This is a genomic window from Mesobacillus maritimus, from assembly GCF_044803185.1.
GTDB lineage: Bacteria > Bacillota > Bacilli > Bacillales > Cytobacillaceae > Mesobacillus_B > Mesobacillus_B maritimus_B.
In genome coordinates this window covers 2,754,111-2,771,841 of record NZ_CP085225.1, presented here as the reverse complement: position 1 = coordinate 2,771,841, position 17,731 = coordinate 2,754,111, and the positions used below count along the sequence as shown (strand labels likewise).

13 protein-coding genes are annotated in these 17,731 nt (G+C 40.6%); 4 read left to right on the top strand and 9 right to left on the bottom strand.

What is annotated here, in order from left to right:
• Positions 1 to 48: 48 nt before the first annotated feature.
• From LG336_RS13375 to LG336_RS13355, 5 genes are all read right to left on the bottom strand, one after another.
• Positions 49 to 576, bottom strand: coding sequence for a nitroreductase family protein (locus LG336_RS13375; protein WP_404332993.1), 528 nt, complete (start codon positions 574 to 576; stop codon positions 49 to 51).
• A 194-nt stretch (positions 577 to 770) separates the two neighbouring features.
• A complete protein-coding gene (locus LG336_RS13370; protein ID WP_404332992.1) occupies positions 771 to 1,310 on the bottom strand; it encodes an HD domain-containing protein in 540 nt (179 codons plus the stop codon).
• A gap of 605 nt (positions 1,311 to 1,915) precedes the next feature.
• On the bottom strand, positions 1,916 to 5,329 hold the full coding sequence (locus tag LG336_RS13365) for a DUF2157 domain-containing protein (protein WP_404332991.1): 3,414 nt from the start codon (positions 5,327 to 5,329) through the stop codon (positions 1,916 to 1,918).
• 827 nt (positions 5,330 to 6,156) lie between these two features.
• Positions 6,157 to 6,873, bottom strand: coding sequence for a 3-ketoacyl-ACP reductase (locus LG336_RS13360; protein WP_404332990.1), 717 nt, complete (start codon positions 6,871 to 6,873; stop codon positions 6,157 to 6,159).
• Between the two features lie 301 nt (positions 6,874 to 7,174).
• Complete coding sequence (locus LG336_RS13355; protein ID WP_404332989.1) at positions 7,175 to 8,074, bottom strand: carbon-nitrogen hydrolase family protein; 900 nt, start codon at positions 8,072 to 8,074, stop codon at positions 7,175 to 7,177.
• Between the two features lie 514 nt (positions 8,075 to 8,588).
• Between LG336_RS13355 and LG336_RS13350 the strand changes: the two genes are divergently transcribed.
• Positions 8,589 to 8,891, top strand: a complete 303-nt coding sequence (locus tag LG336_RS13350; protein WP_404332988.1) for a hypothetical protein — start codon at positions 8,589 to 8,591, stop codon at positions 8,889 to 8,891.
• A gap of 56 nt (positions 8,892 to 8,947) precedes the next feature.
• Here the strand turns inward: LG336_RS13350 and LG336_RS13345 are convergent, their stop codons facing one another.
• Both LG336_RS13345 and LG336_RS13340 read right to left on the bottom strand, forming a co-directional pair.
• A complete protein-coding gene (locus LG336_RS13345) occupies positions 8,948 to 10,309 on the bottom strand; it encodes an aspartate kinase (protein ID WP_404332987.1) in 1,362 nt (453 codons plus the stop codon).
• A gap of 218 nt (positions 10,310 to 10,527) precedes the next feature.
• Positions 10,528 to 11,148: an NUDIX hydrolase gene (locus tag LG336_RS13340; protein WP_404332986.1), complete on the bottom strand. Its 621-nt coding sequence runs from the start codon at positions 11,146 to 11,148 to the stop codon at positions 10,528 to 10,530.
• Positions 11,149 to 11,308: 160 nt separating this feature from the next.
• On the opposite strand from LG336_RS13340, the gene LG336_RS13335 reads away from it, so the two are divergent.
• Complete coding sequence (locus tag LG336_RS13335; RefSeq protein WP_404332985.1) at positions 11,309 to 12,097, top strand: HAD family hydrolase; 789 nt, start codon at positions 11,309 to 11,311, stop codon at positions 12,095 to 12,097.
• Between the two features lie 100 nt (positions 12,098 to 12,197).
• On the opposite strand, the gene LG336_RS13330 is transcribed toward LG336_RS13335, so the two are convergent.
• Positions 12,198 to 13,349: a lactate 2-monooxygenase gene (locus tag LG336_RS13330; protein ID WP_404332984.1), complete on the bottom strand. Its 1,152-nt coding sequence runs from the start codon at positions 13,347 to 13,349 to the stop codon at positions 12,198 to 12,200.
• Between the two features lie 163 nt (positions 13,350 to 13,512).
• Positions 13,513 to 14,937: an aspartate ammonia-lyase gene (gene aspA, locus LG336_RS13325; protein ID WP_404332983.1), complete on the bottom strand. Its 1,425-nt coding sequence runs from the start codon at positions 14,935 to 14,937 to the stop codon at positions 13,513 to 13,515.
• 276 nt (positions 14,938 to 15,213) lie between these two features.
• On the opposite strand from aspA, the gene LG336_RS13320 reads away from it, so the two are divergent.
• Both LG336_RS13320 and LG336_RS13315 read left to right on the top strand, forming a co-directional pair.
• Positions 15,214 to 16,395, top strand: coding sequence for a MerR family transcriptional regulator (locus LG336_RS13320; RefSeq protein ID WP_404332982.1), 1,182 nt, complete (start codon positions 15,214 to 15,216; stop codon positions 16,393 to 16,395).
• 142 nt (positions 16,396 to 16,537) lie between these two features.
• On the top strand, positions 16,538 to 17,653 hold the full coding sequence (locus tag LG336_RS13315) for an AbrB family transcriptional regulator (RefSeq protein WP_404332981.1): 1,116 nt from the start codon (positions 16,538 to 16,540) through the stop codon (positions 17,651 to 17,653).
• Positions 17,654 to 17,731: the final 78 nt, after the last annotated feature.

Sequence of the window (17,731 nt, the reverse complement as noted above, 5' to 3'; positions counted from 1 at the left end):
ACTTTTTTCGTCTAGAAACTTATTAGGCAATCGTATTTAACGAACTGTTCATCCCTTAAAGCTTTCATAATGAACGATTGTCTCTCGAGGAAGTAATACCTTCGCTTCAGGTTCCTTCGCAGGATAACCTAATCCCAAAATAGCAACGACACAACGGTCGTGAGGGATGCCTAGTGCTTTTCGAACATACTCTTCACGTCGCGTTGATTCCCTAGCATCTTCGGCATGATAAACGGCTCCAAAGGCAGCACCCACTCCCCGTTCCACCGCCTCAAGCCAAACAAAACCACAGGCAATAGAGGTATCTTGAAGCCAATATTTACTCACATCAGGTCTACCTAACACGACAATGGCCGCCGTTGCGGTTGATAACCATGGGACATATGACGTTGTTTGGGATAAATGAATAAGCATGTTAGGGTTCGTTACAAGGACAAACTCCTTTGACGGAAGGTTATTTCCTGAAGGAGCTAAATAACCTGCATTTATGATAAGTTCTAAGTCCTCAGGGGGTACTTTTTTATCCTGATAATGAGTGATTTCCCTCCGATTTTGTATAGCATCCATCACATTCATGTTAGCCCTCCTAACAAATGGCTTTTATTTTAAAATACACCTAACCTGATAGGAATACAATAAATTTTCTGAATTCTCACCAACTCGCCGTCACGGAAAGAGTTGGTTCTGAGAGTTTTGGAAGACTGAAACACTAGATGAATATCTAAAATAAAAAAAACGAGCCGTCATATAGCTCGTTTTTTCATTTTAGATCAGTTTGTCATTCGTTTGTCTTGAGCGGATTCTAGCTCCTCATCAATCATTTGATCTAATCGAATAATGCTTTCTCTTGCCCGCTCTTCTGAAATGGTACGATAATGGTGGGCCCCTCCTTCTTCTTCATCTTTCTCATCCGCCCATTTAACGATCTTCTGAAGCGTTGTCCGTTCGATATCGTTCGAAGGCAAAAAGGAATCGGTGTGAAACAAAATCGCCAGCGCGGTTGCCTTTGCTAGGATTGGATTTTCCCCTAGTCGAATCAGCAGCTTATGCGCCCTTTCCGCCCCCTTGATTGGATGAATATCGTTTTGCCGGTACAATTCATAATCCCATTTCCCATTTCGATACCAGGTGAAATGACCGATATCATGGAGAAATCCTGCTTTCGTAGCTATATCGACATCTTCATTATATTGTTTAGCAAGGTGAAAAGCATGATACGCGACCGCAATGGCATGGGCAAAGCCAGATCGCTTTACGTATTTCTGGGTGATATGGTGCTCAAATATATCTAATAGAGTGACATCCCGCATCGATTCTTCCTCCTTTGGTCTTCTATTTAAGTACTAGTTATGGTTATCTGTCCATTCATGGCTTGGAGAAATCGGTTAAAAAAGTAGCTCTTTTCTAGATTGCCCTCCGCTCATTTTTAAATGATTTTTGTGAGGATAACACAAATTATCCTTGTTCACAAGAGTTTCGTTAGAAAAATTTACAATTATCAGAATTTGGAAGACGTCTTCTCCCTAGGATACTTAACCGATATAATAGCTTATTCATTTGAATATAAAAACGATCCTACTCTTATAAACTGTGAACATAGAATGGGGTCTTTAATTGGATTAGTAAGTGTACGCGGAGAACCAATCAATTTAAACTTATTAAGCGCATTTAGATCGTTATTTCAGTGGGTTAGTCTTTGTGGGCTTGTCTAACGGACATTTTGACGGGCTTGATAAGGGTTTTATCCTTGAAAACCTGTCTCACGTATATTTTCGCGATGCTAAAAAGGATTTTTGTCCTTGAGAGTAAAGCGATGAAAAAAATAAAAGTGAAGTCGCATGGATTTCAATTAAATCCAGCTGACTTCACTTTAAAATTTCTTAACTCAGAGTACAGCAACGATAACTAAATCAGCTCAATTCCACTGTTTTAGTTTTTCCAATATCTTTTCTCCTATTTTAACAATAAAAGTCTTTTCCCCTTTTGCCGCCTTTTGCTTGTTCCACTCGTTGAAGCTTGCCACAGTGATTAACAGTGTTCCTACGATCAGCAAGTAGCCCCACCAAGGTAAATTGCCCCAAAACGGTCTTGTCTGCAAGAATACATTCAAGAGGAGGACGCCGGAGCCGACAAAAAAGAATGCTTTTACACGCAGCCACATCCCTGCAAGCATCGCTATTAGCGAAAGGGAGCCTAAAATAAGTGCGTCATAAATGGTTGAACTTGCGAGACCGTCTTGCACTAGTAGCAAGGATACAATGAGAAGCACGGCCCATTGAATATAGTTCGTCGTTTGTTTCCATCTTCCTTTTAAGATGATTTGTAAAAAAATTACCAGCACAATCCACGGCAGCACCAACGCCTCACGTTCCCATAGAGGATGAATTTCTAATTCGTTGAGCATCGTATAATACGGAACCAATAGGTAGGCACCAGCTAGAAACGTGAAGGCAAAGCGAATCTTACTTGAAACTCTATGTCGCTGAATCGATAGTGCCAGCGATATCAGAATCCCGTGGACAATCCCTGCCCAAAAGGTTTCTGACTGAAAGAAATAAAGAGCGCTAAAAAAGAAAAACGCCGCAAATGTATAGCCATCTACTTTGATGTCGGTCCACTTTTCCCCAGGCTCCCATAATCGCTGGTACACCACTCTTCCAATCAATAAAAGAATGGTGCCAATCCCAGCTAGCAAAAGAATAGCCCTCCATACATCCGCATCCGCTCCATAGATGCTGTTCATCGTTCCCGTAAAAACAAGGAATAATGGTAAAATCGCGATATTCCCCCAGTTTCCACGATGAAGCAAAGCAAGCAACCCAGTTGCGTAACCTAGGAAGACAAAATAATGCGTCCAACTAAAAGGATATACGCTGAGAAAGTCCATCAAACCGAGCAATGAAAACGGAACGAGATAATAATAGGTTCGCTTCTTAAATTGGTTGTTTGTGAACAACCAGTAGAATCCGCCGAGAATGCTCGTTGTTAAAAAAGCGTAATGACTAAGATTCCCCCCGACAAACAAATGCAGCCCCGCATTCATGGTCAGGAATAATGCCGTAAATGCAGCATAGAGAAGGAATTTTATTGTCCACTCTATTTGAACAAACCGTATTGAGATGGCATAAATTGCGACTGCAATGAGCATCGGCCAGGTTGTGTCCGACCCAAATGCAAAGTAAGTTAGCAATAATGCCGGGATTAAATACACATGCCCAATCCAGGCAAAGCCATGCGCTAATTCTCGGTCTTTTTTCACCAATAACATAGCTATAAGCAGCACGAGAACTCCCCCGCCTTCAAGCACGAATGACTCCATTGTTTTAGTGAAAAGAAGCTGTTCGTGAAGCGGAATTTGGATCATAAAATAAAACGCCAAGGTGATCCCAGCAACTACAAATCGAACCCATTTAAAATTGGTAAATCGGTATAGAAGATAATAAAGGAAAATCCCGACCAACCATAGGATTGGCCTGACAATCATGTCATCCATTGGCAAGGTTACCGAATAAAGCAAGGCTAGTGTATAAAAACCTTCCCCAGAAAAGAATGAACTAGTTGCAAGGTTGTTCATTTTTAACTTATGAAAGAGCCATGCAGTGATAAGGACCATAATCCCAGCAGCAGCAAAATGGAATGGAACCCCAAGCTCCATACTATAAAAGAAGGAAGTTTGCAGAAGCTCTTCCCCAAAACAAACAAAGGCAAATCCCATGGATATTGGAATCAACCATGGCACACTGAGGCGAACTGGCTTGCGCTGGTCTATTTTAAGCATCACATAAAAGACAAGAGCCAAAAGCAGAAGCATAAATCCTAGCTCCCACCATTGCGATAAAAGGCTACCAGCCATGATTGGAATCAGCATAATGGCAAACCCTACATCCCGCATACCTTGATTGATGACCTGTAGCCACTTATGCTGTACAGTCCAACCAATCAAGAACAAGATGAGACCGATAAAAAACACAGGTAAGCTAAAGGTTGAAAACTCAAGCCACTGATCAAGAATCCTAACCCCTTCAAATAAAGCCGTGGCGAGGAATACCGGGCTCAAGTAACGAAATAACCGAGTATTTTCAATGTTGGCCAGATAAAGAAAATTGCCTGCAATCACTACGTAAGCAAGCAAAAGAGTTAGAGACGGCTCATTAGCCCTTAAGAGCATTCCTTCAACGCTTATGTATAAAAACGCCAAGAATGATACGAGTGCACTTGTCCATCTAAACACCTTCTGTAATCCAAACTCATCATGGACTAGTCGTGGGACAAATAAAAAGAGTATCCCTATAGCTGCGAACCCAAGTGGATTGATTGCTTCAAATGGACAGTTCTCTAAGATTTGAAAGGCACCATAAACGAGCATAATGCTAAAAACAAAATGGTACTCTTTCCTCCTACTTACATAAATCATTGCTAAGTAAATGCAAGCTGTTAAAAGCAGGTTAAAGCCATTAAAAACTTGATTCTCAAAGAAAAACACCAGCAGTAAAGTCGAAAGAACTAAATTCACCTGTACAAAAGGAGCTAGTTCCTTCGTAAAAAGCGGGTGAATGTCACGTTTTTTCAAATAGCGGAATCCGATAGCAAGTCCGGCATTATACACCATGATTCCTAAGTAAAAAGCATCAATCTCAAACCCAACTGATTTGAGTAAAAATCCTGCACCTGCTGTTAACGTAACGAGAGCAAACCAAACAAAAAGCCGCGAAGACAGTCTCCGCGCAATAAACGCGTAGATAGGACAAACGATCAAGCTACCAATGACCCCTAAAAGATACTTTCCTTCCCCTTCAAAAGAGAGATACTCTCCCAGTAATTTAAACCAGCCTAATGAAAGAATAAAGATTGGAATAAACAAACTGCCGAGGACGATAAAAGCAAAAGCCGTTTTCTCAATTTTTAATAGCCTTATAGCAATCCAAGCAATTCCATAAAAAAGCAGCGACACAATCCCAATCGAACCAACCTTCATAAAATCGGACATATTCGCCCAATTGCTTGTCGCAACGAAAAGGCCGCCAATTAGAAGGAGAATCACCCCAAGATTTAGTAACCATGAGATATTTCGCTCTCTAATCTCCTCTTTGCTTAGCTTCTTCTTTTCAGGGCGTTTTTTTAATGAAACTGCTTTCTTCTTGGCAATCTTCTCTAATGGTTCAGCCACCGATTTCCTTGATTCTTCCTCCGCTTTTAGTAAGTCAAGAGAATATTGGTTATGGGCTGAGATGACTCGATCAACTTCCTTAGGACTGAGGTATTCTAGTTGTTTTAACGTAAACAGTTCATTTCGAAAAATCCTTCTCTGTTCTTCTCTGTTCGTTTCCATTCTCCCCTCCCGTTATTGGAAAATTTCTACACTTAAATGTTACCTGAATAACAAACAAGTTTGTACCATTTTCTAAGATTTGTTCAATAGATATTATTCGACAACTCTTATTAGATTGAAAAGGGAGATGTAAACAATCCACAGCCTATCATCCATATCCATCTTTGTTATCCACATTTCGAAAAACTTATTCACAAACCACCTTTATCCACAAGGACTTTTGACCTAATTTCGAGTTATCCACAGAAAAGGAGATAATTATATTGCTATACTCCATTAAGAACGTTGGTATTTAGCAATAATGAACAACAACCTGTGTGTTAGTGGTAAGGTAAATCTGTTTCAAATCTGTATTAGCACCAGGTACTAGGAGTGACGTTGCGTGTCCGCGTCAGGTGGACACCGTTGATATATAAGGCTTTTAGCCTCCCCTCCCCTACTGTAAGGGCATAAACAGATTTTCTTAATTGATAGCGCATTGGACATAACTGGAGTACATTATCAATAAACCGGCAGTCCAGCCTTTCATTCTATTACTAGTAAATCCTATAAAAAATGACCCTATTTTCTTTTGCAAATATAGTTATTTACAAAGGCTGTTTTTGTAAAGATTGTTGCTAAAATCCAAGAGCCGATTTTAGCGTAAGGACAGCTAGTTAAGAGGTTTTAAATAAGGTTTGCAAGCTCTTTTCTCATAATTAAAGTTTCTTTTCTGGTCAGAAATGAGCTTAAACAAATGTTTTTGACCTCCAAAGCAACAAAGTTTGAGAAAAGAGCCTTTACAAAAGAAAAAACTGTCACGCGAAATGCATGACAGTCATCTAAATTTATGGATTTGTCGACCATAGTCCAACCGATTTAACAAACACACGCGGATGTAGTTTTAATTGAGCAACAATCATTTCTGAGAGGTCTTCTGCTTGCATGACTCGCTCGGTATTCTCGCCTACGAGATTATTTTCGACAGCAAGATCGGTTGCCACCGTGCTTGGTGTTAACGCCGTGACTCGAATGTTATGCTTGCGTACTTCCATCAATAGTGATTCAGTAAGTCCCAGAACACCGAATTTCGAAGCACTATAGGCACTTGTCACCGGTGCTCCCTTCTGTCCTGCAGTGGAAGAGACGTTGATGATATCACCTGTCTTTCTCTCAATCATCTCAGGAAGAACCGCTCGCGTTACATAGTATGTACCCATTAGGTTTACTTGAATGATCTGCTCCCATTCTTTGGGCTCTAGCTCAAGAAACCCGCCAAACTTAGCAATTCCTGCATTATTAATTAAAATATCGATAGGTCCAAGCTCGGATTTAATATGCTCGACAGCATGCTGAACAGATTCCATATTAGCCACATCAGCTGCAGCACCTGATACATTGACACCAAACTGCTCAAGTTCATCCGTTACTTTTTCTAGATTCGATAACGTCCTTCCAAGGAGACCGATGTTTACGCCCTCTTTGGCAAGGGCAATAGCGGCTGCACGGCCAATCCCTCGCCCTGCTCCAGTGATAATAGCAGTTTTGCCTTTTAAGTCTTGCATTGAAACTACTCCTTTCAATTCCTATTAAGGACCAAATATATTTAGGTGAAACTTTAGTATAGCAAACTTTAGCTTGCCCCAAAAATGAAATGCACAAGCATTGGTCAGTGACAAACGTTCTCAAAACCTTATGACACTTTCTTGTGACGCGACAGGCGGTTTATCCTCAAGTGACCCTCTTTCTATCCCAACAGACCGATTTTTTCACAATAAAAATTCACTCCACAATAAAAGGACCAACAAAAGTTGGTCCTCTAGTCAATCAATATTCAGATTCGCTTAAAAGCTTAATTCTAGTCTACTAATCATTCCAAGCAATTTTACTTTGCTTCGCTCTCTCAACCTCTTCCCAATCGGTATATAAATCGGTGCGGCGATCACGCCAGGTTGTGACAGACCCTCGTTCACGTACTTCGTATAAAAGATTAAGGTCCAGATCAGCTGTAACGACCATATCGTTATTCAGTTCCCCTTCGACCATTAAGCCTTTAGGAGGGAACGGAATGTCGTTTGGAGTAATAACCGCTGCCTGCCCGAAATTCGCACGCATAAAATCTACTGTTGGCAAGCTCCCAACAGTACCGGTTAAGACAACGTAGACCTGATTCTCAATCGCGCGGGCATGACTCGTATAGCGGACACGATGGAACCCATGGCGTTCATCGGTACAAGATGGACAGAAAATCACATTTGCTCCTTTTGCCTTGGCCATGCGGACTATTTCCGGAAACTCGATATCATAGCAGGTCAGCAACGCGATTCTGCCCTTTTCCGTATCAAACACTCTAAAATCATCGCCAGCAGACATATTCCACTCTTGAATCTCGCTAGGAGTGATATGAAGCTTTGCCTGCTCCTCAATCCGTCCATTTGGATAGAATAAATGAGCTACATTGTAAAGTTTCCCATTACGAGAAATGATGTGTGTGCCGCCAATAATGTGCATGCCAGTTTTTATCGCAAAGGTTTGAAATAGATCTAAATATTGATCCGTAAACCCTGGTAATTCATTGATTGTCAAACTAGTTTCATGCTCACTGCCAATTGAGAGCAGTTGAGTTGTAAAAAACTCTGGAAAAAGGACAAACTCGGACCCGTACTCTTGTGCTGTTTTTATATAATGTTCACATTGGGCTGCAAATTCTTCAAACGACTTAATTGTATGAAGATGATATTGGACTGCAGAAACCCTCATTTTCATACCGGAATCCCCCCAAGCATATAAAGTAAGTTAAACATAGTGAAAACATCGAACATCATTATAAAACATCTTTGCCTGAATGGATACCATTTTGTTTAAAGAAAATGAAAAATGTGCGCTTTCCCTATATATTCAAAATAAACATAACCTGAATAGTTACTAGTCAGTTAAATAATGTTAGGCATCTCTGACGCCTCCTAGAAATAAGAAAATCTCTCCAACAGCATAAATATATCAGATAGCTATCAAATATCTAGCTATCGATAGCATTTTTATAACTGAAATTATTTTTATAAGAATGATTTTTCGTGTGTTGCTTGATTTCGCCATTTAACAACGATTCCAGGTCGTAATTATCAGGAATGTGTCGCCTTATGCGCTTACCCGAGAAATATCTATTGAGAATTTCACAAAGTTGAAACTCTAGGCAAAAATGTAATAACAGCTAAGTACAAGCATATAGTCTAAGTAGAGGACTTTTCGTAGTTGAAAAGAAAAACAGGAGGCTGAGAAAGTGCGGAAACTCATTCCATACGGACTATTTGTCATTTTATTATTAGGAGTTATTCAGTTAACGTTAAATGCAATCATCAAGAATCCATCGGAAAACGCCGTAACGGTGAGTTCTTTCAAATCCGAGGCAGACTTACAAAAACAGAATATCCCTGTCTTAGAAATGTTCCTCGTTAGCCAAGAAGAAGTAGACGGAGAAGTTGTGGAAACGTTTCGAGAATACGAGGTTATTTATGATGAAAATGGTGATATCGTAACGAAGGAGCCGACCGAGCATTATGAGTATATCCGCTATAAAAAATAATTTACGTAAAAAACACTGCCTCAATCGAAACTGAAGCAGTGTTTTTTTATGAATTTCTAGGCAATGACACTAGCAAAGAATTCATTATATAGGGCTTGGACCGCCCGTTTTTCATCAGATTCCTTCACTCCAAACATCATACTGACCTCGGAGGAGCCTTGATTGATCATTTCAATATTAACGCCGATATCGGAAAGTGCTTTAGCCGCTCGTGACATCGTCCCGATATTGCAGCGCATGCCTTCGCCAACGACCATAATCAAACTGAGATTATGCTGAATTTTAACCTCATCGGCTCCTAATTCCGATTTAATTCGTTGCAACATATCTTTTTCAAACGCCAAATTCATCTGGTCTTGACGTAGAATGATTGAGATATCATCAATCCCTGATGGTAAATGCTCATAGGAAAGTCCATATTCCTCTAAAATCTGGAGCAACTTACGTCCAAAACCAATTTCTCGGTTCATTAAGTATTTTCTTACATAAATGCTACAGAATCCTTTGTCACTGGCAATTCCAATAACTGGGCCATTTTGATTCTGTCGCTCGCTCACAATGCGTGTGCCCTGTGCAGATGGGTTATTCGTATTTCGAACATGAACCGGAATTCCTGCATGGAAAGCTGGCATAAGCGCTTCATCGTGGAAAACAGAAAAGCCTGCATAAGAAAGCTCACGCATTTCACGATACGTTAGTTCTCTAATCTCCTTAGGATTGTTCACAATCCCTGGGTTAACCGAGCAAACCGCGTCAACATCGGTGAAATTTTCATAGACTTCTGCTTTCACGCCATTTGCTAAAATCGATCCTGTGATATCAGATCCACTTCGAGAGAAGGTCACAATTTCCCCTTCCTTCGTGTAACCAAAGAATCCAGGAATCACTAAAATACCAGATTTATTCCGAAGTTCATATAAATTTTCGTAGGTTTGCGGTAAAACCTGTGCATGTCCAGGTTCATCACTGACTAGGAGCCCCGCATCCTTCGGGTTCACATAATGAGCTTCTACCCCTTGTGATTGGAAGTACGCAGCAATAAGCTTAGCATTATTGTCTTCGCCACTAGCTTTTATCGATTCCATAAAACGCTCCTGACTCTTTGAGCGATCAGCCAATAACTTCGACAGATCATCGGTGATAATCTCGATAATTTCCTCGCCCAAGCCAAGTTCAGTCGCAATCGAAGTATATCTTTGAATGACCGCGTCAAAGAACTCGCCGCCATCCCCTGTTTCAAGTACATGCTCGGCACAGGCAATAAGAAGGTCGGTCACTTTAATGTCATCCGAATACCTCTTCCCCGGTGCAGACACCACGACTACTTTTCGATTTTTGTCTGAAACAACGATATTAAATACTTTCTCTACCTGCTGGCCGGAGGCTAAAGAAGAGCCTCCAAATTTAACGACTTTCATTTTTCATCCTCCGCTATAAGTTTGTTTTTCATTATCCCTGTTTCAAGTGAAAGATGCAAGAATTTTCTCTTTTATTTGAAGAATTACTTTATCGAGAAAATATTCCTTTATAGAAACATAGTGTCTCTAAACAAGACTAATCCCCAATTTCATAATTCTTTGTACTTAGAATCATGAAACTGAGGATTTTATCTGCCCGTTCAAGTGGAATATAAAAGCTATTCTTTTTCGGTTAACTCAAGAAAATGAGTTAAAATTCTTGCCGTTAGCCCCCAAATTACATTTCCCTCATACGTGTAAAAGAGTTCATCCACATGTCTTGTTTGCCAATTATAATTCTCTCCACCCACAATTAGATTAAAAGGAAACCCATCTTCGGGCTTAACCTCGAAATTTATTTTATATCGGTCGGGCTCTGTTTGCTGAAGATAAGAAAGTGGTACGGTAAAAACATTCCCCACCTCATCTGGATTTGGGCGCAGTTTCGTCAAATCATCAATGAAACCGACAAACGGGTAAATAATCGTTCCAAATGCGGAAACCAAGTAATCGAGTGGAATTACATCCGTGATATCCTGCTCCTGGATACCAAGCTCTTCCGTTGTTTCACGGATAGCGCAATGCATTTCGCTCTGATCATTTTTATCCAATTTCCCACCAGGAAAACAAACCTCATTCGGTTGCCTCCGCATATGACTTGCTCGTACCTCAAATAAAACATGGGTTTCCCCATCTTTTTCAACGAGTGGCAATAGGACGGAAACTCGAAAAAAATCCTCTTGGCCGAGAATTTTGGGGTTTCTCCCTTTTAGTTTGTTAAAAATATGTTCAGCTCCCATCTTTTTTTCACCTCTTTAAAAGCATTGATTCTTTTATTATACAACTTATCAAGTCCATGCATGTTTATAAATGACTTTCACTCATATAAACTCGTGATTTGAGTCAAACTGCTCTTAACGATAAAATAAGGAAAGAATCTATGCCCATAAGGAGAATATAATGAAACCTTACAAAGTATTATTTCTTGATATTGACGGGACCATCCTTCGTCCGGACCACACCTTGGAAGACTCGACTAAAAGGGCCATCCATATAGTACAAGAGCAAGGAATCGAAACTGTACTTGCCACAGGCCGACCCATCCACGAAATTACTGCTCTTGGCGATAAGTTAAATATTCAATCGTATATTGGCTACAATGGAGCACTGGCCCTGTACAAAGGCGAGAAAATTATTGCGGAACCAATGAGCGTTAAAAATGTCGAATATATCCTTGAGGTGGCAGCACAAAACAACCATGACGTGGTTTTATATTCGAATACGACAAACTTCTTCACTTCCTTGGAAGGTCCTAGAGTAAAGAAGTTTATCGAGACGTTTGATTTGCAAAACAACGAAATCTTCACGAAGGAAAGCATTGCAAATATTCTCGGGATTACCATTATGACAAATAGCGAAAACGATGATACTATATACTCTCTTGAAGATGGTATTCATTTTTCTCAAGTGCATGTGAACGGAATGCGCAATTGCTTTGACGTGATTCGAGATAAAGTTAATAAGGGTGTCAGCATTCAGTTCTTGCTCAATCATCTCAACATTTCAAAGGAGAGCGCAATTGCCTTTGGGGATGGCATGAACGATAAAGAAATGCTAAGTACGGTTGGAGAGGGCTTTGCGATGGGTAATGCTCATGAAGATTTGTTTCAATATGCAAAACATAAAACAACTTCAGTCACCGAATCTGGCGTATATAATGGGTTAAAATCATTAGGTTTACTAGATTAGGCGATGGCAGCCGTCATTAATACGGCTGCCATTTATTAGTTGAATCCTTTAATCGATGGTTAAAATCACCAAACATCTCTCTTCCGCTTCTAACAATCTACTACATTCTTTTTAAAAGAGATCTGTCGAGCTCCTTGATTGATGTTTTTCCGGACAGGGCCATGGTTAAATCCAAGTCCGCAATCAGATTTCGCAGTACTTGCTTCACACCTGCATCTCCAGCAAGGGCAAGCCCATAAATATACGGTCTACCAACTAGAATCGCCTTTGCCCCAAGTGCAAGTGCCTTGACAATATCCGCTCCCCTCCGAATGCCACTATCCATCAACACTGGAATCTCACCATTTACGACCTCACAAATCTCAGGTAAGGCCTCAATCGTAGAAATCGCCCCATCTACCTGCCGACCACCATGATTGCTGACAATGATTCCATCCATTCCGTGCTCCAACGCAAGCTTTGCGTCATCAGGATGTAAAATTCCTTTTAATAAAATAGGAAGAGATGTCTGCATTCTAATAAACTGCAAGTCTTCCCATGTCAAACCAGGATTCCCAAACACCCGCGACCAGTATGTCACCGCTCCAACAAGGTCTTCCTGCGGTGGTTTAGCAAGTCGCGAGCAGAACACAGGGTCTTCAAGGTAATTTCCAATCCCTTGTCCCATTAAAAACGGGAGATAGGCATTTTCAATATCTTTCTCACGCCACGCCATCATTGGTGTATCGAGGGTAATCACAATCGCCTTGTAGCCTGCTTTTTCAGCTCTTTGCACCATTGAGGCAGCAATTTCGCGGTCCGAACTCCAATACAGTTGGTACCATTTTAAACCATCCTCCGCGGCCGCTGCGACTTTTTCAAGGCTATGGGTAGAGGCAGTGCTTGAGATAAATGGCACACCCATTGATGCAGCAGCACGGGCAGAAGCAATTTCTCCTTCGGGATGGACAATTGATTGAACCCCCACTGGTGCACAAAGAACCGGGTACGGAAGCGTTTGCCCGAACAATTCAACACTTAAATCCCTTTTTGTCGTATCACGTAGCATGCGTGGAATGATTTTCCACTGATAAAAGCCATCTCTGTTTGCTTTTGCTGTTTCTTCCCCACCAGCCGATGCCGCTACATAATGATAAGGGGCATTTTCAAGCTTTTTCCTAGCAGCCGCTTCTAGCTCCTCATAAGAAACCGGTACGACCGCATGCTCCTGCTCCTTGTACACTTTAAACTGAACCTGATTCCCATAACTCATCTAACGTCCCCTCCTACTTTTAAAACGCTTACATTATGTATTATAGATATAGCATACCGGGCAGGGACGGACTAGTCAACTGAATTTTCAGAATTGAATATTTTGAAGTACGAACATAAAAAGCCACCTTTTTACTAGAAAAAAGGTGGCTTTTCTACATCTGTTAGTCCTTATTCAAAAGCTCTTCTGCCGCAATCCCTGGATTCGTCATTTCGTATGGGTTCAAAATTAAATCCAGCTCTTCTTCTGTCAGCACATCGTAAGCAAGACAAAGCTCGCGAACAGATTTGCCTGTCAGGATCGCTTCTCTAGCAATTCTAGCAACTACTTCATATCCAAGATGAGGGTTAACGGCTGTAATAATTCCGACGCTCTGGTCAACATCTTGCTGCAACTTTTCTTTATTTGCTTCAATCCCTTTAACACAGTACTCGGTAAACACTTGGAATGCATTGTTCATGATTGATATCGACTGAATCAAATTAAAGATGAGCACTGGCTCCATCACATTTAATTCTAATTGACCCGCCTCTGAAGCAAGACAAACCGTGTTATCATTGCCGATTACTTGAAAAGCAACTTGATTGATGACCTCGGCCATGACGGGATTCACCTTGCCAGGCATAATCGATGATCCTGGCTGCCTGGCTGGTAAAGAAATTTCATTAAACCCAACACGTGGACCTGATGCCATTAATCGTAAATCATTTGCGATTTTCGACATATTCATCATGCAGACTTTTAAAGCTGCCGATACCTCCGTGTAAGCGTCCGTATTTTGCGTTGCATCGACAAGATGTTCAGCATTCACTAGCGGAAGCCCACTTATTTCAGCAAGATGTTCCACCACTCGTTTGATATATTTCGGGTTCGCATTTAAGCCGGTACCAACTGCTGTTGCTCCCATATTTACCTCATATAAGCTGGTTTTTGTGTTCTTTATCCTTTTGATATCTCTTGCTATCACCCTGCTATAAGCTTTGAATTCCTGACCTAGCCTAATCGGAACGGCATCTTGCAAATGAGTCCTGCCCATTTTTATAAAAGAATCAAATTCCTCCGCTTTATCCTCAAACACTTGGTGCATTACCCTCATCGTTTCCAGCAGTTGTTCTAAAAGTGATAGCACTGAGATATGCATCGCTGTTGGGAAGGCATCATTCGTTGATTGCGCCATGTTCACATGAGTATTAGGGCTTAACTTAAAATAATCACCTTTTTGTTCCCCAAGTATCTCCAAGGCACGATTGGCAATGACTTCGTTTGCATTCATATTGATAGACGTTCCTGCGCCACCTTGAATCGGATCCACGATGAATTGATCGTGCCACTCCCCATCAATAATTTCATCAGCAGCTTTTACAATGACTTCCCCAAGTCCTTTATAAAGCCTACCTACTTCCATATTCGCAAGAGCCGCTGCCTTTTTGACCAAAGCTAAGGCTTTGATTAACTCGCCATGAATGCGATAGCCTGTGATAGGAAAATTTTCAACTGCTCTAAGCGTTTGAATTCCATAATATGCATCTGCTGGTACATTCTTTTCCCCAAGAAAGTCCTTTTCAATTCTAATGTTTGCCTCCGACAAGTCAGTATCCCTCCAAATGGTTTTCATAATAAGTTTAGTGTAACCGAAATTGCCTCTATAACAAGTATTTCATCTTTTGTATGCCTTTCTTTTTGTTTTTGTCAAAACCACTGTGTAATTGTTGGTTTTTGCGAACCTTTGAAGAATCCACACTTCTTTTGATAGCTTTTGTCATCTAGCAGGAAAACGACCACCCTCATGCTGAATTGATTTACATACAAAATTGGTTCCATCTCTACAACGAACAAATTTTAAATATAGAAAGGGTTGGCAAAAATGAATCAATTTATGAAGGCGTACACAATTAAAGAGGTTTCTAAAAAAATCAATGTTCCATCTGGTACCATCCGTCAATGGGAAAAGGACTTGGACGGATTACTCGTGATTCCACGAACTAGACAAGGAGCAAGATTTTATACAGATAAAGAAATTGAGCTTTTAGATAACATCAAGCAAATGCGCAGTAAAAATCTGAGCAAGGATATGATTCGTCAGCTTATGCAAAAACATATGAGTATGGTTGCGGATAATGATGTTGCGGAAGAACCAATAGAAACGACTCTTCCTGCCGTCCAGGAGGCAGCCCCACCTGCTGAACAGGCACCAGAATTCGATGTTGAGGGCTTTTTTAATGCGCTTGAAACTTATAAACAGGATTTAATAAAAGATGTACGAAGTGAAATTCGCAATGAACTTCGAACCGAAATTGTTGAAGAGGTTAAAAAGGACATCGCTACTAATTCCCTGCAAACCATCAAAGCCCTGTCTCTATCCATTCAACGGTCAAAGGAACGCATGAAAGCAGACCTTAACGAGCTTTCACAGCATGTTACGGAATCTTCGGAGAAAACCTCCGAATCCTTCGCAACCCTTTCCGAGGTCTCATTAGGGACAGCAGAAAAGGTGTCGACCATTTCGGAGGACGTTACGAAGCTTTCGAAGGGAACCTCGAAGGAGATATCCAATTTAACTTCTAACGTTACAAAGATTTCAAATGGAACGAAGAAAGAAGTGGCGGCGATAAAGGATAATTTATCGAAGTTATCAAAAGGAACCACAAAAAATATAACTCACCTTTCGGAATCCGTTGCGAAACTTTCAAAAGGAACTTCGAAAGAAATGTCTTCGCTGACGGAGGCCCTTTCGAAGGTTTCAAAGGGGACTTCCGAAGAGATTCGAACTCTAGCAGCCAAATTCGATGAATCCTCCGAGGAATTTAAGATCCTTACTGAATATCTTTCAAAAAATAATGAAATGACGACAACGGAATTAAGCACGATGAATGAGCAATTAGCTATGGATAGAGAATATTATCTTGAAACACTAAAATTAGAAAGAGAACAATTTAGAAGTGAGATTAATAAGCGGGATGAAATTTTTCAAAATATGGTTGTCAGCTACCGCGAAGCAGCAGCTGCAAAGGATCCATCGAAAAAATGGTGGAAGCTTTGGAAATAAGCTTCTTGATTTTAAGCAGTGGAACTTTTAACCCACTGCTTTTACGCGTGTGATGAGAGATTTTCCATTTCAATGCTCTCAATGAATGAAATGTGTAGTAAAATCAAAGATGTCATGTATTTTATTGAGAAGAAGGGTTCAGATGAGGAAAATATGGCATCATTACATAATCCAACACTCCCCTGTCCTAACGGCTTTCATTGCTGCTATGATTGGTGGAGGAATTTTCACTTCAATCGGTGCTCCCGTCCCCTGGCTGTTAGGGCCAATCGCTGCGGTGATGCTTACCTCGAAATTTATAAAAAAAGAGCTCTACTGGCCAAGCAGCATTAGGAATACAGGAATGCTTATCATCGGGTACTCTTTTGGTTTATCACTAACAAAGGAAGCTCTTATCGAAATTAGTGCAAAATTGCCGTCAATGCTCATTCTAACTGTTGCTTTAATTGGTTTTTGTGCGGCAATTGCTTATTTTATCTCTAGATGGACAGGTGTTGATTACCCGACAATTCTTACAGGAAGTATTCCTGGAGGCTTATCGCAAATGATCCTTTTTGCGGAGGAAGCAAAAGGGATTGACATTACAACCGTTAGCTTTCTGCAAGTAACTCGTTTATTGATGATTGTGTTTATCGTTCCTTTTATAGTAGTGATTGGCCCTTTTTCAGAGGTTAATAACCTGTCGAACCTCGTGAATATGAATCCAACACAGTCCGCTCCAATTTTTCTCAATGCGATTATTTATGCAGTCATCTGTGTCGTGATGTCCGTTATCGGGCAAAAGGTTAATGCGCCGACTCCTTACCTACTAGGACCGATTATAGGTACGACTATTCTTAATCTTACAGATTTACATGCTCCCTCTCTACCAACCTATATACTAGATTTCTCCCAAGTGATGATTGGTGTTTATATAGGACTTATGTTAAAACCAGATAGACTAAAAGCAAAAGGGAAAATGATGGTTCTTGCGGTTTTAAGTGGGATTGTGTTGATTTTTGGGTCAATGCTATTAAGTCTGCTGCTTGTACACTTTTATGGAGTTTCGATTTCGACAAGTTTCCTTAGCCTAGCACCCGGTGGGATGGACCAAATGGGAATACTTGCTCATGAAACAAATGCTGATGTTTCAATGGTTACAGCGTTTCAGATTTTTCGTCTTCTCTTTATCTTTTTTGCTGTCCCACCCTTTCTTAGATGGGTTTTCCGTAATTCAATTACTAAGGTAACTGAGACGACCAAACAAAAATCAGGGTAAAGAGGTAACAAAAAAACAGGCTTGGCCTGTTTTTTTGTAAGACTAATCATTAATTTCTTCCTTCCGACTCCGCCTAAA

What these genes read in the sequence shown, in the direction of transcription:
- LG336_RS13355 (WP_404332989.1), bottom strand. Translation starts at nt 8,074, where the DNA reads ATGAAAATGAGGGTTTCTGCAGTCCAATATCATCTTCATACAATTAAG.
- LG336_RS13370 (WP_404332992.1), bottom strand. Translation starts at nt 1,310, where the DNA reads ATGCGGGATGTCACTCTATTAGATATATTTGAGCACCATATCACCCAG.
- LG336_RS13315 (WP_404332981.1), top strand. Translation starts at nt 16,538, where the DNA reads ATGAGGAAAATATGGCATCATTACATAATCCAACACTCCCCTGTCCTA.
- LG336_RS13345 (WP_404332987.1), bottom strand. Translation starts at nt 10,309, where the DNA reads ATGAAAGTCGTTAAATTTGGAGGCTCTTCTTTAGCCTCCGGCCAGCAG.
- LG336_RS13320 (WP_404332982.1), top strand. Translation starts at nt 15,214, where the DNA reads ATGAATCAATTTATGAAGGCGTACACAATTAAAGAGGTTTCTAAAAAA.
- LG336_RS13335 (WP_404332985.1), top strand. Translation starts at nt 11,309, where the DNA reads ATGAAACCTTACAAAGTATTATTTCTTGATATTGACGGGACCATCCTT.
- LG336_RS13375 (WP_404332993.1), bottom strand. Translation starts at nt 576, where the DNA reads ATGAATGTGATGGATGCTATACAAAATCGGAGGGAAATCACTCATTAT.
- LG336_RS13365 (WP_404332991.1), bottom strand. Translation starts at nt 5,329, where the DNA reads ATGGAAACGAACAGAGAAGAACAGAGAAGGATTTTTCGAAATGAACTG.
- LG336_RS13340 (WP_404332986.1), bottom strand. Translation starts at nt 11,148, where the DNA reads ATGGGAGCTGAACATATTTTTAACAAACTAAAAGGGAGAAACCCCAAA.
- LG336_RS13360 (WP_404332990.1), bottom strand. Translation starts at nt 6,873, where the DNA reads ATGCAAGACTTAAAAGGCAAAACTGCTATTATCACTGGAGCAGGGCGA.
- LG336_RS13330 (WP_404332984.1), bottom strand. Translation starts at nt 13,349, where the DNA reads ATGAGTTATGGGAATCAGGTTCAGTTTAAAGTGTACAAGGAGCAGGAG.